Origin of the sequence: Streptomyces sp. NBC_01317 (assembly GCF_035961655.1) — a bacterium.
In the GTDB taxonomy this organism is placed as follows: domain Bacteria; phylum Actinomycetota; class Actinomycetes; order Streptomycetales; family Streptomycetaceae; genus Streptomyces.
The window spans coordinates 7464101-7490873 of sequence record NZ_CP108393.1; the positions used below are offsets into that span (position 1 = coordinate 7464101).

The following is a 26773-nucleotide window of genomic DNA, read 5'->3' on the forward strand; positions in this document are numbered from 1 at the left end:
ACATCTCGATGCAAGCCGCTGAGGAGAAGAAGTGATGACCCGATCCCGTGTCGAGGATGTCTGGCCGCTCTCGCCGTTGCAGGAGGGGATGCTCTTCCACGCCGCCTTTGACGACCAGGGCCCCGACGTCTATCAGGGACAACGGAACTTCGACCTGATCGGTCCGCTCGACGCGGACCGGCTGCGCGGGGCGTGGGAGGCGCTGCTCGCCCGGCACGCGGCGCTCCGGGCGAGTTTCCGGCGGCGCAAGTCGGGTGAGGCCGTACAGGTCATCGCGCGAGAGGTCGTACTGCCGTGGCAGGAGGCCGATGTCTCCGGGCTGCCGGAGGTCGAGGCGTCCGCCGAGGTCGAGCGGCTGGCCGGCGGGGAGCAGGCGCGGCGGTTCGACCTCGCCTCGGCTCCGTTGCTGCGCGTGCTGCTGATCAGGCTCGGCGAGGACCGGCACCGCCTGGTCCTGACGAGCCACCACGTGGTGATGGACGGTTGGTCCGTACCCGTACTCATCAACGAACTCACGCGGATCTACGAGGCGGGGGGTGCGAGTGCGCTTACCGGGCGGGGAAACGGTGCCGGTGCCGCATCCGGTGCTGACGCGATCGCCGGGCTTCCGCAGGTCTCCCCCTACCGCGACTACCTGGCCTGGCTGGCAGCGCAGGACAAGGAAGCCGCGCGCGCCGCGTGGCGGGAGGAACTGGCGGGCGCCGACGAGCCGACGCTGGTGGCGCCGGCCGATCCGGGCAGGGCGCCTGTGGCCCCCGAGAGCCTGATCACCGAGATCCCCGAGGAAGTGGCGCGGGGCATGGTGCGCCTGGCCCGTACCCATGGCCTGACCGTCAACACGGTGGTGCAGGGGGCATGGGCGCTGGTGCTGGCGCGGCTGGCCGGCCGGGAGGACGTGGTGTTCGGGGCGACGGTGGCGGGCCGGCCCGCGGAGTTGCCGGGCGTCGAGTCGATGATCGGCTTGTTCATCAACACCTTGCCGGTACGGGTACGTCTTGACGGCGGGCAGCCCCTCCTTGACCTGCTGACGGACCTCCAGGCGCGCCAGTCCGCGCTGATGTCCCACCAGCACCTAGGACTCTCCGAGATCCAGCGCCTGGTCGGCCCCGGCGCGATCTTCGACACGCTGGTGGTCTACGAGAACTACCCTCTGCCCCACGCCGAACCGACCACTCCGGACCGTTTCGCGATCCGTCTCTCCGGTGGCCGGGAGGCGGCTCACTACCCGTTCACCCTGGTCGTGGCACCCGGCGACACGATGCGCGTCAAGCTCGACCACCGGCCGGACCTTTACGACGGCGCTGCCGCCCAGGCCGTCTTCGACCGGTTCGTGCGGGTCCTGGAGCAGGTGGTGGCCGATCCGTCGCTGCCGGTCGGCCGGCTCGGCGTGATGACCGGATCCGAGCATGGACAGGTTGTTGAGGCCTGGAACGCCACGGCGGCCCCAACTCTGAGCCACTCCGTACCCGAGCTGTTCGCCGCCCAGGTGCGGCGCGCGCCGGCCGCCGTGGCTGTTGTCGACGGGGAGACGCGTCTTTCGTACGAGGAGTTGGACTCCGCCTCCGCGCGGCTCGCGTCGTACCTGACGGGCACCGGTGTCCGTCGCGGCGACCGCGTGGCCGTGCTGATGGAGCGCTCCGCCGATCTGCTGGTGACCCTGCTGGCGATCTGGAAGGCCGGAGCCGCGTACGTACCCGTGGATGCGGGCTACCCCGCCGAGCGGATTGCGTTCCTGCTGTCCGACTCCGTCCCGGCGAGGGTGGTCTGCACGGAGCAGTCGCGCGGTGTGCTCCCTGCGGAACTCGCGCCGGATGCGTTGGTGTTGGACGATCCGGTGGTGGCGGCGGCCGTAGCTGCTTCCCCGGCTTCTCAGGCCTCCGAGGTCTCCCTTCAAGAGGGCGGCCGGCTTCCGTCGTCCGCCGGGGATCTGGCCTATGTGATGTACACGTCCGGGTCGACCGGGGTGCCCAAGGGCGTGGCCGTCCCGCACGGCAGTGTGGCCGCTCTCGTCGGAGAGCGCGGCTGGTCTGTCGGCGCGGACGATGCGGTCCTGATGCACGCCCCGCATGCTTTCGACATCTCCCTGTTCGAGGTGTGGGTCCCGCTCGCCGCGGGCGGCCGCGTGGTGATCGCCGGGCCCGGCGCCGTCGACGCCCAGCGACTGCGCCAGGCGGTGGCCGACGGTGTGACGGTCGCGCACGTCACCGCCGGGCTGTTCCGGGTGCTGGCGGAGGAGTCCCCCGAGAGTCTTTTCGGCCTGCGCGAGGTACTGACCGGCGGCGATGTGGTTCCCGCCGCATCCGTCCGCCGGGTACGGGAGGTCTGCCCGGAGGTCTCGGTCAGACACCTGTACGGTCCGACCGAGATCACCCTCTGCGCGACGTCGCACGTCCTGCACCCGGGCGACGATTCGCCCGGCGTGCTACCCATCGGCCGCCCGCTCGACAACCGGCGGACCTACGTCCTGGACTCCTTCCTGCTTCCGGTACCGCCGGGCGCGGCGGGGGAGTTGTACATCGGGGGCGCCGGGCTGGCGCGGGGATATCTGGGGCGTTCGGGTCTGACTGCGGGCCGTTTCGTGGCCTCTCCGTTCGTGGCGGGCGAGCGGTTGTACCGCACCGGGGACCTGGTGCGGTGGACCGACGACGGGGAGTTGGTCTTCCTCGGCAGGGCTGACGAGCAGGTGAAGGTCCGGGGTTTCCGGGTGGAACTCGGCGAGGTGGAGGCGGTGTTGTCCGCCCATCCGACCGTCGGCCAGGCCGTTGTTGTCGCCCGACAGGACCTTCCGGGGGAGAAGCGGCTTGTCGGTTATGTGGTGTCGGAGGGTTCCGGTGTTGATCCCTCGGCGGTGCGTGCGTATGTGGCGGGGGTTCTGCCGGAGTACATGGTTCCGGCGGTGGTGGTTGTTCTGGATGCCCTGCCGTTGACTGTGAACGGGAAGGTGGACCGCGGTGTTCTGCCTGAGCCGGACTTCGCCGGCCGGGTGTCGGGGCGGGCGCCGGTGGGTGGGGTCGAGGAGTTGTTGTGTGGGTTGTTCGCGGATGTTCTCGGGTTGGAGCGGGTGGGGGCTGACGACGGCTTCTTCGAGCTGGGCGGTGACTCGATCATGTCGATGCAGTTGGCGTCGCGTGCTCGTCGGGCCGGGCTGGTGATTACTCCTCGGCAGGTCTTCGAGGAGAAGACCGTCGAACGGCTGGCCCTGGTTGCTGATGTGGTGGGCGCGGGTGGAGCCGTGCGTGGTGGTGACGTGGGTGTGGGTGAGGTGCCGTGGTCGCCTGTGATGCGGGCGCTGGGGGAGCGGGCCGCTCGCGCGGGTTTTGCGCAGTGGGTGGTGGTGGGTGCTCCGGCGGATCTGGATCTGGATGTGTTGGGCCATGCTGTGGGTGTGTTGTTGGGCGGGCATGACATGTTGCGGGCACGCGTGGTCAGTGGCGAGCCGAAGCTGATCGTGGGTGAGCCGGGGTCGGTGGATGTGTCTGCTCTGATCACTCGGGTTGAGGCCGGGTCTGGTGGTGAGAGCCTTGATGTGGTGGCGGGGCGGGTGGCTCGTGGGGCTGTGGGGCGGTTGGATCCTGCGGCTGGGGTGATGGTTCAGGTGGTGTGGGTGGATGCGGGGCCTGGTCGGGTTGGCCGGCTGGTGCTGGTGGTGCATCACCTGGTGGTGGACGGGGTGTCGTGGCGGATCCTGCTGCCGGACTTGGAGCGTGCGTACGAGGATCTGGCCGCAGGCCGTACTCCCGTACTCGATCTGGTCGGGACGTCGTTCCGCCGCTGGGCCGGGCTGTTGGCCGAACAGGCGCTGAGTCCGGAACGGGTGGCCGAACTGGATTCCTGGTTGGGCTTGTTGGGCGAGGAAGGTCCGCTGCTTGGGCGTCGGCCGTTGGATCCGGTGGTGGATGTGGCCGGTACCTTGCGTCGTCGGGAGTGGGTGGTGCCGGCCGGGGATGCGGCGACATTGGCGGGCCGTACTCCGGCGGCTTTCCACTGCGGTGTGCACGAGGTGTTGCTGTCGACGCTGGCGGGGGCGGTGGGCCGGTGGCGGCCGGAGGCCGCGGACCTGTTGGTAGACGTGGAGGGGCACGGACGTGAGCCGATCGGTGACGTTGATCTGTCACGGACGGTCGGCTGGTTCACCAGCGTGCAGCCGGTACGCCTGGACGTGACCGATATCGACCTGGGTGTGGTGACCGAGGGCGGGGCCGCGGCCGGTGACTTGGTGAAAGCGGTCAAGGAACAGGCCCGTGCCGTGCCGGGCGACGGGACGGGCTACGAACTCCTGCGCCATCTCAACGCGGAGACCGCGAAGGTGCTCTCTGCGGCCCCGGCTCCGCAGATCGGTTTCAACTACCTGGGCCGCTTCGCTGCGGCCTCAGTGGAGACGGGGCCGGCCCGGCCGTGGCAGATGGCGGGGGAGAGCGCGGTCGGCGGCTCCGCCGATCCGGACGTGCCCTTGGCGCACACCCTGGAAGCCGGTGCCGTCATCCGCGACACCGCGCGGGGGCCGGAGTTGACACTCAGCCTCAGCTGGCCGGACGGCCTTCTCGACGAGGACGACGCGGAGGCCCTCGGCGAGGCATGGATGACCATCCTGTCCGGTCTCGCCGCCCACACGACCAGCCCTGTCGTCGGCGGACACACGCCCTCCGACTTTCCGCTGGTGGCACTGGAACAGACGGCCGTGGAGGAGCTGGAGCATGCCGTTCCGGACCTCCTGGACATCTGGCCGCTCGCCCCGTTGCAGGAGGGGATGCTCTTCCACGCCTCCTACGACGAGGCGGGACCGGACGTCTATCAGACCCGGCGGACGCTGGCCCTCGACGGCCGGCTGGACACCTCTCGACTGCGGGCCTCGTGGGAGGCCCTGGTGGCACGGCACGCCGTCCTCCGCGCGAGCTTCCACGAGAGCGCGACCGGCGAGTCGGTCCAGGTTGTCGCCCGGGACGCGGTACTCCCCTGGCAGGAGGTCGACCTCTCGCAACTGCCGGAGACCGCAGCCCAGGCAGAGGCCGAACGGCTGGCGGACGTCGAGGCGGCGCAGCGCTTCGACCTGACCCGGGCACCCCTGCTCAGGCTGCTGCTGATCCGGCTGGCGGACGATAGGCACCGCCTGGTCGTCACCAGCCATCACATCGTGCTGGACGGCTGGTCGACACCGATCGTGCTCAACGAGGTGGCAGCCGTCTACGCCGCCGGAGGCGAGGCTTCCGGCCTCCAGCGGACGCATTCGTACGGCGAGTACCTGGCCTGGCTCGGCCGTCAGGACACGTCGGCGGCTCGGGAGGCCTGGCGCGCGGAACTGGCGGGAGTCGAGGAATCGACACTCGTGGCCCCTGCCGACCCGGGCAGGACATCAGTCGCCCCCGGGCAGACCTCGGTGGACCTCTCCCGGGAAACCACCCAAGGCCTCGCGGCACTGGCCCGGACGCATGGTCTGACGGTGAACACGGTGGTGCAGGGCGCGTGGGCGCTGGTACTGGCGCGGCTGGCCGGGCGGGAGGATGTGGTGTTCGGCGCGACGGTGGCCGGGCGTCCCCCGGAGCTGCCTGGCGTGGAGGGCATGGTGGGGCTTTTCATCAACACTTTGCCGGTACGGGTACGGCTGGACGGCGCGCGGTCGGTCCTGGAGACGCTGGCCGACCTTCAGCAACGGCAGACACGGCTCATGTCCCACCAGCACATGAGTCTGGCGGAGATCCAGGGAATCGCCGGTCCGGGTGCCTCCTTCGACACCATGCTCATGTTCGAGAACTACCCCCGGAACTCGGTCGCTCTCTCCGCGTCCGGCCGGGATGACGGCACTGTGTCGATCCGACAGTTGGACACCCTGGCTGGTACGCACTATCCCCTGGCCGTGGGCATCGCCCCGGCGGACCGCCTTCAGATCCGCCTCACCTTCCGGCCGGATCTGTTCTCCCTCGCGGAGGCGTCGGGGGTCGGGCGTCGGCTGGTGCGGGTGTTGGAGCAGGTGGTGGCTGATCCGTTGGTGGCGGTGGGGCGGGTTGATGTGGTGGGGGAGGTTGAGCGGGAGCTTGTGGTGGGGGGGTTCAACGATACGGGGCGGCCTGTGGTGGGTGGGTCGTTGTTGGAGTTGTTCGGTTCGCATGTTCGTATGAGTCCGGGTGTGGTGGCGGTTCGGTCGGGCTCTGAGGTTTTGTCGTATGCGGAGTTGGACGAGCGGTCGGACCGGCTGGCCAGATTTCTGGTGAGTGTGGGTGTGGGGCGTGAAGGGGTGGTGGGTCTGTGCCTGCCGCGTGGGGTGGATGTGGTGGTGGGGGAGTTGGCGGTGTGGAAGGCCGGTGGGGCTTTCGTGCCGCTTGATCCTGAGTATCCGTCCGATCGGTTGCGGTACATGGTCGGGAACAGTGGTGCGGGTGTGGTGTTGGCGACGGCGGAGACGTTGGCCCGGGTGCCTGAGGGGCCGGCCCGCGTTGTTCTGCTTGAGGAAGTCCCTGCTGCGCCTGATCCGGTCGCGTTGCCGGGTGTGACGGATGCGAACCAGCTTGCGTATGTGATCTATACCTCTGGGTCGACGGGTCGGCCGAAGGGTGTGGCGGTGGGGCATCGGGGTGTGGTGAACCTGGTGGAGGCTATGGGGCCTTCACTGGGTGCTGGGCCTGGTGTGGTGACGTTGCAGTTCGCTTCGTTCAGTTTTGATGCGGCGATTCTGGATGTGGCGGTGGTGCTGGGTTCGGGTGGCACGTTGGCGATCGCGACGGGTGAGGAGCGCGCGGAACCGGGTGCGTTGGCCGGGATGATCGCGGCCCACGGCGTGACTACGGCCAGCGTGGTGCCCTCTCTCCTCGGGGTTCTGGATCCCGAGCAGGTGTCGGGAGTGAAGACCTGGGTGTTAGGCGCAGAGCGCCTGACCGCAGATCTCGCTGCCCGGTGGGTGCCTGGGGCGAAGGTGGTCAACACGTACGGGCCGACCGAGGCGACGGTGATGGTGACGGCGGGTCCGGTCGACGCACGTATCGCGTCGGCGGACGAGGCTCCTGTCATCGGCCGTCCGCTGTCCAACTCCCGTGTCTATGTGCTGGATTCCTTCTTGCGTCCGGTTCCGCCGGGCATCACGGGTGAGGTGTATGTCGCGGGTGCGGGTCTGGCTCGTGGTTACGTCGCGCGCCCTGATCTCACGTCGGAGCGTTTTGTGGCGTGTCCGTTCGCGATGGGTGAGCGGATGTATCGCTCGGGTGATCTGGCGCGCTGGAACGGTGAGGGGGAGTTGGCGTTCGTCGGGCGGGCTGACGCGCAGGTGAAGGTGCGTGGCTTCCGTATCGAGCTGGGCGAGATCGAGGCGGTGCTGTCCGCCCATCCCGCCGTCGGTCAGGCGGTTGTTGTGGCCCGCGAGGATGGCCCCGGCGACAAGCAGCTCGTCGGCTACGTCGTACCGCAGACGCAAGGGGCCGAGGCGGCCGAGCTTCGCGAGTACGTCGGAAAGGCGCTGCCGGAGTACATGGTGCCGGCGGTGTTGGTGACGTTGGATGCGCTGCCCCTGACCGTCAACGGCAAGGTCGACCGCGCCGCCCTTCCTGCCCCCGAGGTGGGTGAAGGGGCCTCGGGTCGTACGCCGGTAGGGGAGACGGAAGAGAAGCTGTGTGCTCTGTTCGCGGAGGTCCTCGGGTTGGAGCGGGTGGGCGCTGACGACGGCTTCTTCGAGCTGGGTGGCGATTCGATCATGTCGATGCAGTTGGCGTCGCGTGCTCGGCGGGCCGGGCTGGTGATTACTCCTCGGCAGGTCTTCGAGGAGAAGACCGTCGAACGGCTTGCGCGAGCGGTTGAAGCCGCGGGGGCTGCTGAGAGTGACGACGTGGACGACGTGGCTGTGGGAGAGATTCCCTGGACGCCTGCCATGCGTGCCTCGGGGGAACGAGCGGCTCTGCCGAAGAACGCCCAGTGGGTGGTGGTGGGTGCTCCGGCGGATCTGGACCTAGATGTGTTGGGTCGGGCGGTGAGTGTGCTGCTGAACGGGCACGGGATGCTGCGGGCACGCGTGGTCAGTGGCGAGCCGAAGCTGATCGTGGGTGAGCCGGGGTCGGTGGACGCCGCGAGTCTGATTACTCGGGTTGATGCCGGTGGTGAAAGCCTTGATGGGGTAGCGGGTCGGGTGGCTCGTGAGGCTGTGGGGCGGTTGGATCCCGCGGCTGGGGTGATGGTTCAGGTGGTGTGGGTGGATGCCGGGCCTGGTCGGGTTGGTCGGCTGGTGCTGGTGGTGCATCACCTGGTGGTGGATGGTGTGTCTTGGCGGATTCTGCTGCCGGACTTGGAGCGTGCGTACGAGGATCTGGCCGGCGGCCGTACGCCCGTACTCGATCTGGTCGGGACGTCGTTCCGCCGCTGGGCGGGGGTACTGGCCGAACAGGCCGTCGGTCCGGAGCGAGTCGCTGAACTCCCCGCATGGGAAGCTTTGTTGGGCGACCAGGTCTCGACGCTGGGCCGTCGTCCCCTGGATCCGGTCGTGGACGTTACCAGGACGTTGCGTCGCCGGGAGTGGGTCGTGCCGGCCGGGCAGGCGGCGACACTGGCGGGCCGGACTCCGGTGGCGTTCCACTGTGGTGTGCACGAGGTGTTGCTGTCGACGCTGGCCGGGGCGGTGGGCCGGTGGCGGCCGGAAGCGGCGAGCGTGCTCGTGGACATCGAAGGGCACGGCCGTGAGCCGTTGGAGGGCACCGAACTGTCGCGGACGGTGGGGTGGTTCACCAGCGTGCAGCCCGTACGGCTGAACGTGACCGGCCTGGATCTCGCAGACGCGGTCGACGGCGGGGCCTCGGCGGGGCAGATTCTCAAGGTGGTCAAGGAGCAGGCCCGTGCCGTGCCGGGTGACGGGATGGGTTACGAACTGCTGCGCCATCTGAACCCGGAGACGGCGGAGGTGCTCAAGAACGCGCCGGTGGCCCAGATTGGTTTCAATTATCTGGGTCGGTTCGCTGCGGCTACTGGGTCCGGCCGTTCTGGTTTGGTGGGGGTGTGGCAGATGGCCGGGGAGAGTGCGGTGGGTGGTTCCGCCGATCCTGATATGCCGGTGACGCATGTGGTCGAGGCGGGTGCTGTTATTCGTGACACGGTTGAGGGTCCGGAGCTGACGCTCACGCTGAGCTGGCCGGACGGAGTCCTGGAGACGGCCGACGCGGAGGCGTTGGGCGCGGCCTGGACTGATCTGCTCGCCGGACTCGCCGCCCACACCGACGCCCCCACCGCAGGAGGACACACCCCCTCCGACTTCCCGTTGGTGGAGGTGTCGCAGGCGGCTGTGGCGGAGCTTGAGGCTGTGGTTCCCGATCTGGTGGATGTCTGGCCCTTGTCGCCGTTGCAGGAGGGCCTGCTGTTCCATGCGGCCTATGACGAGGACGGGCCCGACGTCTATGAGGGGCAGCGGTCGCTTGTGGTGGAGGGGCCGTTGGATGTGGGGCGGTTGCGGTTGGCGTGGGGGGTGGTGTTGGAGCGGCATCCGGTGTTGAGGGCGAGTTTCCATCCGGGTGTGGCGGTGTCGGGTGGTGCGGTGCAGGTGGTGTCGGGGCGGGTGGTCCTGCCGTGGACCGTGGCGGATGTGTCGGAGTTGACGGACGTCGAGGCGACGGCCGAGGTGGAGCGGCTGTCCGGCCGTGAGCGGGCTTCGCGGTTCGACCTGGCCGAGGCGCCATTGGTACGTGTGCTGATCGTCAGGCTGGCGCCGGAGCGGTATCGCATGGTGGTGACGAGCCATCACATTGTGTTGGATGGTTGGTCGTTGCCGGTGTTGGTGGGGGAGGTGTCGGCGGCGTATGCGGCGGGTGGTTCTGGGCGTGGGTTGCCGGTGGTGGGGTCGTATGGGGAGTACTTGGGGTGGTTGGGGGAGCAGGACAAGGGGGCTGCTCGGGAGGTCTGGCAGGGGGAGTTGGCGGGGGTTGATGGCCCGACGTTGGTGGTGGCTGCGGAGTCCGTGCGGTCGGTGGTGGTGCCGGAGCGGGTGCGGTTCGCTCTGGAGGAGGGGTTGTCGCGGGGGTTGGGTGAGCTGGCGCGTGCGCATGGGCTGACGGTGAATACGTTGGTGCAGGGGGCGTGGGCGTTGGTTCTGGCGCGGTTGGCGGGTCGGGAGGATGTGGTGTTCGGGGCGACGGTGGCCGGCCGGCCGGCGGAGTTGCCGGGTGTGGAGTCGATGATCGGGTTGTTCATCAATACGCTGCCGGTGCGGGTGCGTCTCGACGGCGGTCGGCCCTTGCTTGGCCTGTTGGTGGATCTTCAGGCGCGGCAGTCGGTGTTGATGTCGCATCAGCATGTGGGGTTGCAGGAGATCAACCAGTGGGTGGGTGCGGGAGCCGTTTTCGACACGTTGGTGGTGTATGAGAACTACCCGCGTGCCGCGATCGATCCCGTGACCGGCCCCGACGCCATCACCATCCGCCCGGCCGACGTACCGGAGGACACCGGCCACTACCCGCTGACGCTGATCGTCGCGCCCGGCGACCCTATGCAGGGTGACCTGATCTATCGGCCGGATGTGTTTGATCGGGTGCGGGCGGGTGAGGTGTTGGCGTCGTTCGTGGGGGTGTTGGAGCAGTTTGTGTCTGATTCTGGTGGGTTGGTGGGGCGGATCGGTGTGGTGGGTGGTGCCGGTCGTGAGGTGGTGGTGGACCGGTGGAATCGGACGGTGGTGCCGTGGGTGCCGGAGGTGTTGCCGGAGTTGTTCGCGCGGCGGGTGGTGTTGTCGGCGGGTGCGGTGGCGGTTGTTGGTGGTGAAGAATTTTTGACGTATGGGGAGTTGGAGGGTCGGGCGGGTCGGTTGGGTCGGTTGTTGGTGGGGTTGGGTGTGGGGCCTGAGTGTCGGGTGGGGGTGGTGGTGGAGCGGTCGGTGGCGTTGGTGGTGTCGTTGCTGGCGGTGTCGATGGCGGGTGGTGTGTTCGTGCCGGTGGATGTGGGGTATCCGGCGGAGCGTGTGGGGTTTGTGCTGGGGGATGCGGATCCGGCGGTGGTGGTGTGCACGTCGGGGACGCGGGAGGTGGTGCCGGCGGGGTTCGGTGGCGTGGTGGTGGTACTGGATGATCCTTCGGTGCTTGCCCGGCTGGCGGAACTGGAGGGTGGCGCGATCGGGGACGGGGAGCGGTTGTCTCCGCTGCGGCCCGACCACGCCGCGTACGTGATCTACACGTCCGGATCGACGGGCATACCCAAGGGAGTCGTCGTCCCCCATGCGGGGCTCGGCAATCTGGCGCGGGCGCAGATCGAACGCTTCGCCGTGGGACCGGAGTCCCGGGTTCTCCAGTTCGCGTCGGTGAGCTTCGACGCCGCCGTCTCCGAACTGTGCATGGCCCTGCTCTCCGGCGCGTCGGTCGCCGTCGCCACACCGGACCGGCTGCCGCCGCAGGTGTCTCTCTCCGAAGCCCTGCGTGAGACCGGCGCGACGCATGTCACCGTGCCGCCCAGCGTTCTCGCCGTCGAGGACGAGATCCCTCCGCAACTGGCGACAGTCGTGGTGGCCGGGGAGACCTGCCCGGTTGGTGTTGCGGACCGTTGGTCACGGGACCGCCGCATGATCAACGCCTACGGCCCCACGGAGGTGACCGTGTGCGCCAGCATGAGTGCGCCGCTGTCGCCGGGTGCGGACGTGGTGCCGGTCGGGCGCCCGATCTCCAACGTACGGACCTTCGTCCTGGACCCGTTCCTGCAACCGGTGCCGCCCGGCACGAGTGGTGAACTGTACGTGGCCGGGGCCGGATTGACGCGGGGCTACCTGGGGCGGTCGGCGCTGACGGCGGGCCGGTTCGTGGCCTCTCCGTTCGCGTCGGGTGAGCGGATGTACCGCACCGGGGACCTGGTCAGCTGGACCGGCGACGGCGACCTGCTCTTCGTCGGCCGGGCCGACGACCAGGTCAAGGTCCGCGGCCACCGCGTCGAACTCGGCGAGATCGAAGCCGTCCTGGCCACCCATCCCTTCGTGGTCCAGGCGGCGGTCACCGTACGCCGGGACCGTCCCGGAGACGAGAGGCTGATCGCGTACGCGGTGGCCGACCCCACCACGGACTCCGGGCAGCGGGGCGGCGAACTGACCACCGTGCTTGTGGACTTCCTGCGTGACCGTCTGCCGGAGTACATGGTGCCGACGGCCGTCATGGTCCTCGACACCTTGCCCCTCACTCCGAACGGCAAGGTGGACCGGGCCGCGCTGCCGACGCCCGACTTCGCCGAACGGGTCGCCGGGCGACCGCCGGTCGGCGAGCTGGAGGAATTGCTGTGCACGCTGTTCGCCGAGACCCTGGGGCTTGAACGGGTCGGCGCCGACGACAGTTTCTTCGAGCTGGGCGGCGACTCGATCATGTCGATGCAGCTGGCATCACGTGCGCGCAAGGCCGGTCTCGCGATCACCCCTCGGCAGGTCTTCGAGGAGAAGACAGTCGAGCGACTGGCCGACGTCGTCGAGTCGGCGGACCCCCAGGCGGTCGGCGCCGTGGACGACGTGGCGGAAGGAGAAGTGCCATGGACGCCCGTCATGCGGACGCTCGGTGACCGGATCGTACGACCCGATTTCGCGCAATGGGTGGTGGTGGGTGCTCCGGCGGATCTGGACCTAGATGTGTTGGGTCGGGCTGTGAGTGTGCTGCTGAACGGGCACGGGATGCTGCGGGCACGCGTGGTCAGTGGCGAGTCGAAGCTGATCGTGGGTGAGCCGGGGTCGGTGGATGCCGCGAGCCTGATCACCCGGGTCGAGGCTGGTGCCGGGGCCGGGGCCGGTGGTGAGAGCCTTGATGTGGTGGCGGGTCGGGTGGCTCGTGGGGCTGTGGGGCGGTTGGATCCTGCGGCTGGGGTGATGGTTCAGGTGGTGTGGGTGGACGCGGGGCCTGGTCGGGTTGGCCGGCTGGTGCTGGTGGTGCATCACCTGGTGGTGGACGGAGTCTCGTGGCGGATTTTGTTGCCGGACTTGGAGCGTGCGTACGAGGATCTGGCCGCAGGCCGTACTCCCGTACTCGATCCGGTCGGGACATCCTTCCGCCGCTGGGCAGGGGTACTTACCGAGCAAGCCAACGGCCCGGAGCGGATCGCGGAACTGGACGCCTGGCTAGCCCTGTTGGGGGAGGAGGCCCGGACCCTGGGCCGTCGGCCGTTGGATCCCGAGGTGGATCTGGCCCGGACGTTGCGGGGCCGTGAGTGGGCGGTGCCGGCCTGGCAGGCGGCCACGTTGGTGGGCCGTACTCCGGCGGCTTTCCACTGCGGAGTGCACGAGGTGCTGCTGTCGACGCTGGCCGGTGCGGTCAGCGGTTGGCGGCCGGGCACGAGCAGCGTCCTGGTGGACATCGAGGGGCACGGCCGTGAGCCGTTGGAGGGCACCGAACTGTCACGGACGGTGGGGTGGTTCACCAGCGTGCAGCCCGTACGGCTGGACGTGACCGGTATCGACCTGGGTGTGGTGACCGAGGGTGGGGCCGCGGCCGGTGACCTGGTGAAGGTGGTCAAGGAGCAGGCCCGTGCCGTGCCGGCTGACGGGATGGGTTACGAACTGCTGCGCCATCTGAACCCGCAGACGGCGGAGGTGCTCAAGAACGCGCCGGTGGCCCAGATTGGTTTCAACTATCTAGGTCGGTTCGCTGCGGCTACTGGGTCCGGCCGTTCTGCTTTGGTGGGGGTGTGGCAGATGGCCGGGGAGAGTGCGGTGGGTGGTTCCGCCGATCCTGATATGCCGGTGACGCATGTGGTCGAGGCGGGTGCTGTCGTTCGTGACACGGTTGAGGGTCCGGAGCTGACGCTCACGCTGAGCTGGCCGGACGGAGTCCTGGAGGCGGCCGACGCGGAGGCGTTGGGCGCGGCCTGGACTGATCTGCTCGCCGGACTCGCCGCCCACACCGACGCCCCCACCGCAGGCGGACACACCCCCTCCGACTTCCCCCTCCTGAGCCTGGCGCAGAACCAGATCGAAGAACTTGAAGCCGGCCTCGCCGGCGACCAGCAGTAGCCACAGTCGCAAGCCTCTGTGAGGAGAGAGTTCCATGACCCGATCCCTTGTCGAAGACGTGTGGCCGCTGTCGCCGTTGCAGGAAGGCATGCTGTTCCACGCCGCCTTCGACAACGAAGGCCCCGACGTCTACACCGTCCAGTCCGCCCTGGACATCGGCGGACCCGTGAACGCGGCCCGTTTCAGAGCCTCCTGGCAGGCGCTCGCCGCCCGTCACGCGGCGCTGCGCGCCTGCTTCCGCCAAGTGAGCGGAGGCCAGATGGTCCAGGTCATCGCCCGCGAGGTGAAACTGCCCTGGACCGAGGCGGACGTCAGCGAGCTGACCGAACCGGAAGCGGCGGCCGAGGTGGAACGCCTGGCGGCCGGCGAGTTGGCCGTACGGTTCGACCTTGCCGTCGCTCCTCTGCTGCGACTGTTGTTCATCCGGCTCGGCGAGAACCGGCACCGCCTGGTGATGACGTTCCATCACGTCCTGATGGACGGCTGGTCCATGCCCGTCCTGCTCAGCGAACTCTCCACGATCTACGCGGCCGACGGTGACGCCTCACGCCTACGACGGGCCCCGTCCTACGGCCAGTACATGGCATGGCTGTCACGCCAGGACAAGGAGGAAGCGAGGAGCGCATGGCGTACGGAACTGTCCGGCGCCGACGAGCCGACCCTCGTGGCCCCGGCGGACCCCACCCGTGCCCCGGCCTTCCCGGCCCACGTCTTCGGCGAGCTCCCCGAGGACACCACGCGAGCCTTGAGCGATCTCGCCCGCAGCCAGGGCCTCACCATGAACACGGTGGTGCAGGGCGCGTGGGCGCTGGTACTGGCGCGGCTGGCCGGGCGCGACGACGTCGTCTTCGGCGCTACGGTGGCCGGCCGGCCGGCCGAGCTGCCGGGTGTGGAATCGATGGTGGGACTGCTCATCAACACACTGCCGGTACGGGTCGAACTCGACGGTACGCAGTCGATGCTCCAAACCCTGGAGCGGTTGCAGGAACGCCAGACCGGACTCATGTCCTACCAGTACATGGGCCTGTCCGAGATCCAGAAGCTGTCCGGTCCCGGCGCCGTGTTCGACTCGCTCGTACTGTATGAGAGCTTCCCGGCACCGCCCGCCGCGCCGGCGGTTCCCGACGCCGTGTCCATCAGGCCGTCGGGCATGTCGCGCGACGCGTCCCACTATCCGATCACGTTGGTTGTCACCCCTGGTCCGCGCCTGCGTTTCAAGCTGGACTACCGTCCCGACCTGTTCGACCGGGCCACCGCGGAGTCTGTCTTCCGTCGGGTGATGCGGGTGTTGGAGCAGGTGGTGGCTGATCCGTTGGTGGCGGTGGGGCGGGTTGATGTGGTGGGGGAGGTTGAGCGGGAGCTTGTGGTGGGGGGGTTCAACGATACGGGGCGGCCTGTGGCGGGTGGGTCGTTGTTGGAGTTGTTCGGTTCGCATGTTCGTGCGAGTCCGGGTGTGGTGGCGGTTCGGTCGGGCTCTGAGGTTTTGTCGTATGCGGAGTTGGATGAGCGGTCGGACCGGTTGGCCAGATTCCTGGTGAGTGTGGGTGTGGGGCGTGAAGGGGTGGTGGGTCTGTGCCTGCCGCGTGGGGTGGATGTGGTGGTGGGGGAGTTGGCCGTATGGAAGGCCGGTGGGGCTTTCGTGCCGCTTGATCCTGAGTATCCGTCCGATCGGTTGCGGTACATGGTCGGGAACAGTGGTGCGGGTGTGGTGCTGGCGACGGCGGAGACGTTGGCCCGGGTGCCTGCGGGGCCGGCCCGCGTTGTTCTGCTTGAGGAAGTCCCTGCTGCGCCTGATCCGGTCGTGTTGCCGGGTGTGACGGATCCGGACCAGCTCGCGTATGTGATCTATACCTCTGGGTCGACGGGTCGGCCCAAAGGCGTGGCGGTGGGGCATCGGGGTGTGGTGAACCTGGTGGGGGCGATGGCTCCGGTGTTGGGTGCGGGTCCTGGTGTGGTGACGTTGCAGTTCGCTTCGTTCAGTTTTGATGCGGCGATCCTGGATGTGGCGGTGGTGCTGGGTTCGGGTGGCACGTTGGCGATCGCGATGGGTGAGGAGCGTGCGGAGCCGGGTGCGTTGGCGGGGATGATCGCGGCCCACGGCGTGACTACGGCCAGTGTGGTGCCCTCTCTCCTCGGGGTTCTGAATCCCGAGCAGGTGTCGGGAGTGAAGACCTGGGTGTTAGGCGCAGAGCGCCTGACCGCGGATCTCGCTGCTCGGTGGGTGCCTGGGGCGAAGGTGGTCAACACGTACGGGCCGACCGAGGCGACGGTGATGGTGACGGCGGGTCCGGTCGACGCACGTATCGCGTCGGCGGACGAGGCTCCTGTCATCGGCCGTCCGCTGTCCAACTCCCGTATCTATGTGCTGGATTCCTTCCTGCGTCCGGTTCCGCCGGGCATCACGGGTGAGGTGTATGTCGCGGGTGCGGGTCTGGCTCGTGGTTACGTCGCCCGCCCTGATCTCACGTCGGAGCGTTTTGTGGCGTGTCCGTTCGTTACCGGTGAGCGGATGTATCGCTCGGGTGATCTGGCGCGCTGGAACGGTGAGGGGGAGTTGGCGTTTGTCGGGCGGGCCGACGCGCAGGTGAAGGTGCGTGGCTTCCGTATCGAGCTGGGTGAGATCGAGGCGATACTCTCCGCCCACCCCGCCGTCGGTCAGGCGGTTGTCGTGGCCCGCGAGGATGGCCCCGGCGACAAGCAGCTCGTCGGCTACGTCGTACCGCGGACTCAGGACATCGACATGCGGCAGGTTCGGGAGCACCTCGCCGAGGCGCTGCCGGAGTATATGGTCCCCGCCGCGCTCCTCGTACTGGACGCCCTGCCCCTGACACCGAACGGCAAGGTCGACCGGGGCGCCCTGCCCGCCCCGGACTTCGCCGGGCGGGTGTCGGACCGCACGCCGGTCGGGGAGACGGAGGAGAAGCTGTGCGCGCTGTTCGCCGAGGTCCTGGAGCTGGAACGGGTCGGTGTCGACGACAACTTCTTCGACCTGGGTGGTGACTCGGGGCTGGCGATGCGCCTGGCCGCCCGCATCCGCGAGGAGTTGGGCGCGGATCTGAGCATGCGTCAGTTCTTTGGTGCGTCGACGCCTGTGGGTGTCGCTCGGATGCTCGCGGCGAAGGCGCGGCCGGAACTCGGGCCGGCCGAGCGTTCCGAGGAGATGCCGGTCTCGGTGGAGCAGCAGCGCACCTGGCTGATGAGCGGGCTGGCCGAGGAGTCGCGCGCCGCCCACCGGAGTTCGATCGCCCTGCGGCTCTCCGGCTCGCTGGACCGGGCCGCCCTGGAGGCGGCCCTCGGGGACGTCGCCGTACGGCACGAGATCCTGCGGACCCGGTTCACCGGCGAACGTGCCGACGACCTGCGTCAGCACGTTCTGGACGCCGACGATCCCGCGGCCAGGCCCGCACTGTCGGTGACCTCCGCCACCTCCGCCGGAGAGGAAGAACTCGCCGGACTGCTCGCCGACCGGTCGGGGCGCGAGTTCGACCTTGCACGTCAACTGCCCTGGAGGGCGGACCTGTTCGCGCTGTCGGACACGGAGCACGTGCTGCTGCTCGTCGTACACCGGATCGCCGGGGACGACGCGTCGCTGGACATCGTCGTCCGTGACCTCGCCGCCGCCTACGGTGCCCGGCGCGAGGGCCGCAAGCCCGAACGGGCCCCGCTGTCACTCCAGTTCGCCGACTACGCCCTGTGGGAGGGTGAGCTGCTGCGAGGCACGGAGGAGTCGGACAGTCTGATCAGCGACCAGCTCACCTACTGGAAGGAGCGGCTGGCCGACCTGGAGCCCGAACTGCCGCTTCCCTTCGACCGGCCGCGTCCGGTGCTGGCCGACCACCGGACCGGCTCCGTGCCGCTGAGCCTCGACGCGGACGCGCACGACCGTCTGGCGGACGCGGCGGAAGCCGAGGACGCCCCGGTCTTCGTGGCCGTACAGGCGGCCCTCGCCCTGCTGCTGACCCGGCTCGGTGCCGGTGACGACGTGGTGCTCGGCACCCGGCTGTCGCGGCGCTTCGAGGAAGGCGATCTGGAGGGCGTGGTCGGGCCGCTGACCCACCCGCTCGTGCTGCGGACCGACACCTCCGGTGACCCGACCTACCGCGAACTGCTGCGCCGTGCGCAGGAGGTGAACCAGGAAGCCCTGCGCCACCGGGACATGCCGTTCGAACGGCTCGTGGACGTGCTCCGGCACCCCGCATCGGCGGCGCGCCACCCGGTGTTCCAGGTCCTGCTCGAAGTGGGTGACCTGAGCGTCGAGGAGCTGGACGCGGCGGACCTGCCCGGTCTGCGCACCACCCGGCTGGACGGCGTCAGCGGTGACACGGAACTCGACCTGTGGTTCGCGCTCAACGAACGCACCCACGGCGACGGCACACCCAACGGCATCGAGGGGGTGCTGCGCTACGCCACCGAACTCTTCGACGCCTCCACCGCGACCGCGCTCGCGGGCCGCCTCGTGCGCGTGTTGGAACAGGTGGCCGCCGAACCGGAGTTGCGAGTCAGCGAGGTGGACGTGCTGCTCGGCGAGGAGGAACGCCGTCAGCTCCTGGGCGGAGGCCTCGATCCGGCCGATGACCTTGTTCACGACACAGATCCTGTCCACGGTCCGACGCCCCTCCGCGACACGCTTCTCGGTCACGACACCGTCCTCGGCCTGCTCGCCGATCAGGTGGCCCGTACACCGGACGCCCTCGCCGTGAAGGGCCAGGACGGGTCCCTCACCTACCGTGCGCTGGACTCGGTGACCGATCTGCTCGCGCGCCGGCTCTCCCGGCGGGGCGCGGGCACCGAGCAGCGGGTCATCGTGATGCTGCCGCCCGGCGCCGGCTTCACCGTCGCTCTGATCGGGGTGCTCAAGGCCGGCGGGGTGTGCTCCTTCGTCGACCCCACCCGGCCGTTCGTCGGCGGCTCGGACGGCCCCGGACCGCGCAGTCGGCCCGCGGCGCTGGTCTGCACGGCGGCCATGGCGGGACGGATGAACGCGGACAGCCGGATTCCGGTGCTGTGGATCGACGACCTGTTGGAGGAGGACGCCGAGTTCGCGCCCGCCGCCACCCCGACCGCCGCGGCGCCGCCGCAGTCCCGGCCCGCTCAGGCGGCCGTCGTCCTCGACGCCCTCGGAGCGGACGAGTCCGCTCCCGGCTCGGTCGTCGACCACCGGGCGTTGCTGCGCCAGACAGCGCACCGGTTGCGAACCGTCGCGGTGAACGGCGCCCCTGCCCTGCTCGACGCGCGGGCCCCTGTCGGCGCGTTCCTCGTACCGCTGCTCGCGTCCCTCGGCGCGGGCGGCGGCGTTCGATTCGTCGTGCCGGGAGAGGACGCCGTGGCCCTCGCCACCGCGGCGGAGCCGGCCGAGACGACCCTGGTCACCACCAGGGACCGGCTGCGGAAGATCATCGGATCGGAGGCGGGGCACCGTCCCTTCGCCGAGGTTACGGTGGTCGAGTCCGGGCGGCCGGTCGGCGCCGCGGAGACCCGTGAGTGGCAGGAACTCCACCCGGACACCTCGCTGATCAGCAGCGTCACCGCGGTCGGCACGGCGGGACCGTGGCTCGAACACCGGCTGTCGCCGGGCGACCCTGCCCCGGTACGGCTCCCGGCCGGACGGCCCGTGCACGGCAGCCGGGCGCTTGTCCTGGACGACCTGCTGCGCCCGGTTCCGCCGGGTGTCGTGGGTGACGTGTACGTGACGGGGACCCCGCTGTCCCGTGGGATCGCGGGCGGGTCGTCACTGACCGCGGAACGGTTCGTGGCCCTCCCGTACGGCGGCCCGGGTGAGCGGATGCTGCGCACCGGGGAACGAGCGCGGCGGACCCCCGCCGGGCTGCTGGCGCTGCGTGATCCGGGTGAGGAGCGCGACAGGGGCTCCCGGGCCCGGCGCACGGTCACCGACAGCCGGGAGCTGGAGGTGCTGCTGCCGCTGCGGGCGAGCGGCGGCCGGCCGCCGCTGTTCTGTCTGCACGAGACCACCGGCCTGAGCTGGATCTACGCGGCCCTCCTCCAGTACCTGCCGCAGGACCTGCCGGTCTACGGAGTCCAGGCGCGCGGTCTGACGGGCGCCGAACCGCCGGCGGACGGCATCGAGGAGATGGCGGCGGACTACGCCGAGCAGATCCGCTCGGTGCAGCCCACCGGCCCGTACCACCTGCTCGGCTGGTCCCTGGGCGGAGTCCTCGCCCACGCCGTCGCCACCCGGCTGGAGGAACTGGGCGAGGAGGTGGCCCTGCTCGCGGTGCTCGACGCCTATCCCCAGCACGGCGTCGGTACGTCGCTGTACACCTACGACGACGAGGAGACACCCGAGGGACGGGACAGCGGCCGGCGAATGCAACGTGGTCCCGGCGGCCAGGACATCACCGGCGTGAGCGGTCCCGCGCTGGAGAACGTCAAGAAGGTCATCCAGAACACGGCCGGATTCATGCCGGACTACACACCGCGTCACTTCCGGGGCGACCTGCTCGTCTTTGTCGCGACGGTGGACCGGCCCCAGGACAGGCCGGTATCGGAGGCGGTCGCGACCTGGGATCCGTACGTATCCGGAAACGTCGAGTCCCACGAGATCGCCACCCGCCACAAGGAAATGCTGAAGCCCACACCGGCCGCCCACATCGGGCGCGTCCTCACGGAGAAGCTCGGAGCGGCTCGGAACGGCTCCGAGTAGGCAGGAACGTCTCCGCGTGAACCGTAACGGCTCCGGTCAGGGCCGGAGCGGCACGGAACAGTGGCGGAACGCACGGAGCACTGCCGGAATGCCGTTGCAGGAAGACCGTTTTGGAAAGCCGTTCCGGGAAGGCCTTCCGGAACGGCTTTCCTGTGGGGAAAAGGACTGAGCCGGCCGGACGGTGATCGACACCGGCGGTTCTCCTGCGAAATTGGTCAGTTGGACATTCGTTGACGTCAGTGCCCGGCGATTTCAGAATCAGACGGTGGGCGCCACGGATCCCGCAGCGAGAAATGACGAAAGGGAACCGCCGATGCCGAAGCCCCCGGAAATCCCTCTGCACAACCGCCGGGTCGGACTCGATCCGCTGCCCGAACTGGGCCGTACGAGCCGGGAGTGCCCGTTCGCGGAGACCCCCGCGCCGGGCACCTCGGCCCGTGCCTGGCTCGCGTCGGGCAACGAGACGGTACGTACGGTCCTCGGCGACGCCGCGCGGTTCAGCACCCTGCCGCCCGCGGACAGCAAGGAGGACTCCCGCCGGCTCATCCAGCCGGGCAACCTCCTCCAGTACGACCCGCCCGAGCACACCCGGCTCCGGCAGCTGCTCACACCGGAGTTCACGCTGCGCCGCATGCGCAGGCTGGAGCCACTGATCGCGGACATCGTGGCCGACCGCCTCGACGCCCTCGAACTGGCCGGTCCGCCCGCCGACTTCATGCGGCACTTCGCCTGGCCCGTGCCCGGACTGGTGAGCTGCGCGCTGCTCGGCATCCCCCGCGACGACCACGCAGAACTGGCCCGCAACCTTGATGTCACCCGCGCCACCAACCGCAGCCGCGAACAGCAACAGGCGGCGGGCAAGGCCTACATGGCGTACATGCACAAACTGATCGGACAGAAGCGGCGCGCCCCCGGCGACGACCTGCTCAGCAGACTGATCCGGGAGCACGGCGACGACATCACCGACGACGAACTGGTCGGGACAGCCGCCACGACCATGGCGGCCGGGTTCGAGAACGTCGCGGGCACCCTGGGCCTCGGCGCCCTGGCGCTGATGCGGCACCCGGATCAACTGGCCCTGTTCCAGGACAGTCCCGAGGTGGTCGACCGGGCCGTCGAGGAGCTGATCCGGTACGTCTCCGTCATCGCCACGGCCTCGCCGCGCACCGCGCTGGAGGACCTGACCATCGAGGGGCACGAGGTCAAGGCGGGGGAGACCGTGGTGTGTTCCCTGATGGCGGTCAACCGGTTCGAGCCCACGGAGCCGCCACAGCCCTCGCGCGAAGAACTCGACATCACCCGCGAGATCTCCTCCCACCTGGCCTTCGGACACGGCATCCACTACTGCCTGGGCGCCCCGCTCACCCGGCTGACCCTCCGGATCGCCTTCCCCGCCCTGCTCGCGCGCTTCCCCAAGCTGCGACCGGCGGTCCCGCCGGAGGAGCTGCGCTACCGCACACTGGCCCCCAACTACGGCGTCGACGCGCTGCCGGTCACCTGGTAGGGGGCGGCATGCCACGCGAAACGCCGGCCGTGCCCGTACACACCCGCCGGACACGCTTCGACCCCGCGGACGACCTGCGTACGCTCACCGGCGGACGCCCTGTCGTGCGCCTGCCCGTGGGCCCCGGCACGGACGGACGGCCCGTCTGGCTGGTCACCGGGTACGAGGAAGTGCGCCAGGTCCTCGGCGACCACACCCGCTTCTCCACCCGCCGCCGTACCGGCCCCGCGCGACCACCGGACGCGCCGGGCCCCGATCGGCCGGAGCAGGCTGTCGGCCAGCTGATGGACTACGACCCGCCCGAGCACACCCGGCTGCGCCGGATGCTGACGCCGGAGTTCACCCTCCGCCGCCTGCGCGGGATGGAGCCGTACATCGCCCGGACCGTGGCGGAGCGCCTGGACGCCATGGAACGGGTGGGGCCGCCGGCCGACCTGGTGGAGAGGTTCGCGTCGCCCGTGCCGGGCGCGGTGCTGTGCGAGCTGATCGGAGTGCCCCGTGACGACCGTGACGACTTCCTGCGCCGGGGCCACGCGCACCTGGAGGCCGCGCGGGGCAGACAGCGCCGTGCCGCCGCCGGGGAGTCGTTCCTGCGCTACCTCTCCGGTCTGGTGGAACGCCGGCGCAAGGAGCCGGACGACGGTTTCCTCGGCGCTCTCGTGCGCGACCACGGCGACGAGCTGACCGACGAGGAACTGCGCGGCTTGTGCGTTCTGTTGATGCTCGCGGGACTGGACAACATCTCCGGCATGATCGGCCTGGGCACGCTGGTCCTGCTGGAACACCCGGCCGAACTGGCCGCCCTGCGCCAGGACACGGGGACCGCCGACCGCGTCATCGACGAACTGCTGCGCTACCTGTCCGTCCCGCACGCCCCGACCCCCCGGATCGCTCGGGAGGACGTCGTCATCGGCGGGGAGCTGGTCCGCGCGGGTGAGAACGTCGTGTGCTCCCTGCCGATGGCCAACCGGGACCCCGCGCTCACCCCGGACCCCGACCGCTTCGACCCCGGCCGCGACCCGGTGCCCCACGTCGCTTTCGGACACGGCATCCACCACTGCCTGGGCGCCGCGCTGGCCCGTATCGAACTGCGCGTCGCACTCACGGCCCTGGTGGAGCGCTTCCCCGGGCTGCGCCCGGCGGTCCCCGCCGACGAGGTGCGCTTCCGGGTCCGTTCGCCCGCCTACGGGCTGGAACGGCTGCCGGTCGCCTGGTGAGAGGAAGACAAACAGAAGGCGGAGGAGCGAGCGGAGGAGCGAGCAGAGAGGCGAGCGGAGGAGGGGGAGAAGAAGGGCGCATGGACGGACAGTTGGAGGTCGAGGTCGACCGCGGCAGATGCGTGGGCGGCGGGATGTGCGTGCTGTTCGTGCCCGTGGTCTTCGACCAGTCGGACGACGACGGCAAGGTCCTGCTCAAGATCCCGGTGCCGGGCGCCGGGCTGACCGGATCGGTGCGGGGGGCCGCGAAGCGATGCCCCTCGGGCGCGATCACGCTCCATGAACGGCAAGGGGACGCCATGAACACGAGGGAGAGAACATGATCAAGGGCAACGCGGCACAGGGGGGCCCGGGGGACGTACGCCGTTTTGTCGTCTCCCTGTGGTGCGCGGAACTCGGTGTGCCCGACGTGGGCGACACGGACGACTTCTTCGCCCTCGGGGGGCATTCGCTGGCGGCGCTGAACGTCCTGACCGACGTCGAGGACGCCTTCCAGGTCGAGCTGGACCTGCGTACCGTCTTCGAGCACCCGACCCTGTCGGACTTCGTCTCGATGCTGGCCTCGCTCGCCGGCGTCACGCCCGCAGAGCCCGAGAGCGCCCGTGCGGTGGCCACGGTCTCCGGCAGCGCCGCCTGACGGACGCGACACCTACGTACACCCGTGGCCCGGTGGGGCAGCGGGACGAGACGGTTTCGTCCCGCTGCCCCACCGGGCCACGTCGTGTTCTCGGTGTCCTGGATGTCATGGGTGGTGCTGGTGCCCTCTTCTGTGTCCGCCGTGTGACCGGTCGCTGCGTAGAACTGAGCGCATGTTCTCTCTGAAGAAGCGAGCTCTCTCGCACACCACGCTGGCCGCGTCGGCGCTCGCCGTCGCCCTCTGCCTGACCGGCTGCTCCGACGACGGCAAGAGCGACACCGTCGGCAGCGACGTCGGCGCAGGGGCGGCGGCCTCCCCTACCAGTCCCTTCGACAAGGCCTTGGACTACGCCGAGTGCATGCGGTCCAACGGCGTCCCCGGCTTCCCCGACCCGCAGCAGGACAGCGGCGGCGTCCGGATCAGCCCCGGTGACGTCGACCCGAACTCCGCCGGCTACCAGAAGGCGGAGTCGGCCTGCCGCGACAAGATGCCACAAGGCCAGGGCGGCCCCGGTGGTGGCGGCGGCCAGCTCGACTCCGCCAAGGTCGCCGAGTGGGCCAAGTGCCTCCGGGAGAACGGTCTCGCCAAGCTGCCCGACCCGGAGATCAACGGCGGCAACATGACGATCGACCCCAAGGCCGCCGGGATCACGCCCGAGGAGTTCCAGCAGGCGCAGCAGGCCTGCCAGGACAAGTACCCGGGCGGTGGCCTGATGCTGGGACCGGGGCCGGGTCAGTGACCACCTCCGACGAGACCGAACTCGCCGTGCGCGGCGAAGAACCGAACGCCCTGGAACGCAGGACACCCGGCACGCCGCCGGTCCCCGCGTCCGAGGGGACCGGCGAGCCCCTCGCCACCAGGAGCGACGACGGCGGATCCGGCGACGGCGACCAGGAGTCGGGCCGCGGCGGGCGAAGGCGCCGCCCGCTGCGTACGGTACTGCTCATCGCGATCGCGGTCGCCGTGGCCGCGACGGCGGGCATGGCCGCCTCCGGAGTCCTCGGCAGCGACGGAGAGAGCGCCGCGAGCGCCGCTCCCTCCGGGCCGCCCGCCACGACCAAGGTGCAGCGCACCACGCTGACCGACACCGAGACGGTGGACGGCAACCTCAGCTACGGCGACGCGACCGACGTCCAGGCCCCGGCCGCCTCGGGCGGAGCCGGCTCGGGCGGCGGCCAGCAGGGCTCCGGCGATACCGGCGCCGGGGTCATCACCTGGCTGCCGAGCGACGGCGTCGTCCTTGAACGCGGCGACACCGTCTACCGCGTGGGACAGGAGAAGGTGCCGCTGCTGTACGGCTCCATTCCCCTGTACCGCACCCTGGAGACCGGGAACGAGGGCGAGGACGTGAAGATCCTTGAGAAGAACCTGAAGGCCCTCGGCTACACCGGCTTCACCGTTGACGACACCTATACGTCCAGCACCGCGGAAGCCGTCGAGGACTGGCAGGAGGACCTGGACCGGGAGGAGACCGGCACCGTCCAGGTCGGCGACGCGGTCGTGGCCTCCGGCCCCCGCCGCGTCGCCGAGGTCAAGTCGGTGCCCGGCGCCCTGCTCAGCGGCAGCCTGCTGTCCCTGACGGGCACCTCGCGCGTGGTGAACGTCGACCTCGACCCGCAGTTCGAGGACCTCGTCAAGGAGGGCACGAAGGCGACCGTCACCCTCCCCGACGACACCACCGTCGAGGCCGTGGTGACCGACATCGGCACCCCGCCGCCCGCGCAGAGCGGCTCCGGCGGCGACGCGGGCCAGCAGCCCGAGGGCGGCAGCGACACCGCCACCATCCCCGTACAGCTGAAGATCAAGGAGCAGAAGAAGCTGGGGCGGTACCAGGCCGCGCAGGTCGACGTGGTCCTCAAGGCCGAGACCCGCGAGGACGTCCTCGCCGTCCCCGTCAACGCGCTGACCGCGCAGCGGGGCGGCTACGCGCTGGAGGCCGTGACCGACAAGGGCGTCGAGTACGTCCCGGTCAAGCTCGGCATGTTCGCCGGCAACCTGGTCGAGGTGACCGGGGCGGCCGTCAAGGAAGGCATGGTCGTGGGGGTTCCCAAGTGACCGGTCCGGCCCACCCCGTCGTACACCTGAGCGGGGTCACCAAGGCATACGGCGAGGTCCACGCCCTCCAGGGCGCCGACCTGGTCATCCGGCGCGGCGAACTGCTCGCCATCGTCGGCCCCTCCGGCTCGGGCAAGTCCACGATGCTGAACATCATGGGCACCCTCGACCGGCCCACCGCGGGCACGGTCCGCATCGACGGACATCTCACGGACGACCTCACCGACCGTGAACTGTCCGCGCTGCGGGCCCGCACCATCGGTTTTGTCTTCCAGCAGTTCCACCTGGCCCAGGGCGTACCGGCGGTGGACAGTGTCGCGGACGGGCTGCTCTACGGCGGCCGGCCGCGCGCCTGGCGCCGCCGGAAGGCGGAGGCCGCGCTGCGCCGGGTCGGCCTCGGCCACCGGCTCGACCACCAGCCGCACCAGCTGTCCGGCGGTGAGAAACAGCGGGTGGCCATCGCCCGCGCCGTACTCGGCGATCCGCCGCTGCTGCTGGCCGACGAGCCGACAGGAGCGCTCGACTCCCGCTCGGGCGCCGTGGTGATGGAACTGCTGCACGAACTGCACGAGGCGGGTACGACAGTGGTGGTCATCACGCACGACCACGACATCGCCGCGTCCCTGCCCCGCGAGGTCCGGGTCAGGGACGGCCTGATCGAGTACGACTCCGGCCGCCCGGCGGCGCTCGCCGGCAGAGCCCCCCAGGAGATCACGTCATGAGCACGCTCCACACCGAGCCGGTGGCGGAGGAGCTGGACTCGCCGGCGCTGCCACCGCCC

At 69.9% G+C, this 26773-nt stretch carries 9 protein-coding genes; all 9 read left to right on the plus strand.

From position 1 onward, the window contains the following. Window positions 1-34: 34 nt before the first annotated feature. Window positions 35-13918: an amino acid adenylation domain-containing protein gene (locus OG349_RS32285; RefSeq protein WP_442806343.1), complete on the plus strand. Its 13884-nt coding sequence runs from the start codon at window positions 35-37 to the stop codon at window positions 13916-13918. Window positions 13919-13952: 34 nt separating this feature from the next. After that, window positions 13953-20579, plus strand: a complete 6627-nt coding sequence (locus OG349_RS32290; RefSeq protein WP_327237952.1) for a non-ribosomal peptide synthetase — start codon at window positions 13953-13955, stop codon at window positions 20577-20579. Between the two features lie 313 nt (window positions 20580-20892). Next, window positions 20893-22083 (plus strand): cytochrome P450, encoded by a 1191-nt coding sequence (locus OG349_RS32295; RefSeq protein ID WP_327237953.1) that lies wholly within the window; start codon window positions 20893-20895, stop codon window positions 22081-22083. Window positions 22084-22091: 8 nt separating this feature from the next. Beyond that, window positions 22092-23300: a cytochrome P450 gene (locus OG349_RS32300; RefSeq protein ID WP_327237954.1), complete on the plus strand. Its 1209-nt coding sequence runs from the start codon at window positions 22092-22094 to the stop codon at window positions 23298-23300. Between the two features lie 80 nt (window positions 23301-23380). Then, the gene (locus OG349_RS32305) at window positions 23381-23623 is read left to right on the plus strand and encodes a ferredoxin (protein WP_327237955.1); all 243 of its coding nucleotides are present in this window, start codon (window positions 23381-23383) and stop codon (window positions 23621-23623) included. Next, on the plus strand, window positions 23620-23937 hold the full coding sequence (locus OG349_RS32310) for a phosphopantetheine-binding protein (RefSeq protein WP_327237956.1): 318 nt from the start codon (window positions 23620-23622) through the stop codon (window positions 23935-23937). Before OG349_RS32305 ends, OG349_RS32310 begins: the two co-directional genes overlap by 4 nt. Before the next feature lie 172 nt (window positions 23938-24109). Beyond that, the gene (locus OG349_RS32315) at window positions 24110-24676 is read left to right on the plus strand and encodes a hypothetical protein (protein WP_327237957.1); all 567 of its coding nucleotides are present in this window, start codon (window positions 24110-24112) and stop codon (window positions 24674-24676) included. Then, window positions 24673-25992 (plus strand): peptidoglycan-binding protein, encoded by a 1320-nt coding sequence (locus OG349_RS32320; RefSeq protein WP_327237958.1) that lies wholly within the window; start codon window positions 24673-24675, stop codon window positions 25990-25992. Before OG349_RS32315 ends, OG349_RS32320 begins: the two co-directional genes overlap by 4 nt. After that, on the plus strand, window positions 25989-26714 hold the full coding sequence (locus OG349_RS32325; RefSeq protein ID WP_327237959.1) for an ABC transporter ATP-binding protein: 726 nt from the start codon (window positions 25989-25991) through the stop codon (window positions 26712-26714). Before OG349_RS32320 ends, OG349_RS32325 begins: the two co-directional genes overlap by 4 nt. Window positions 26715-26773: the final 59 nt, after the last annotated feature.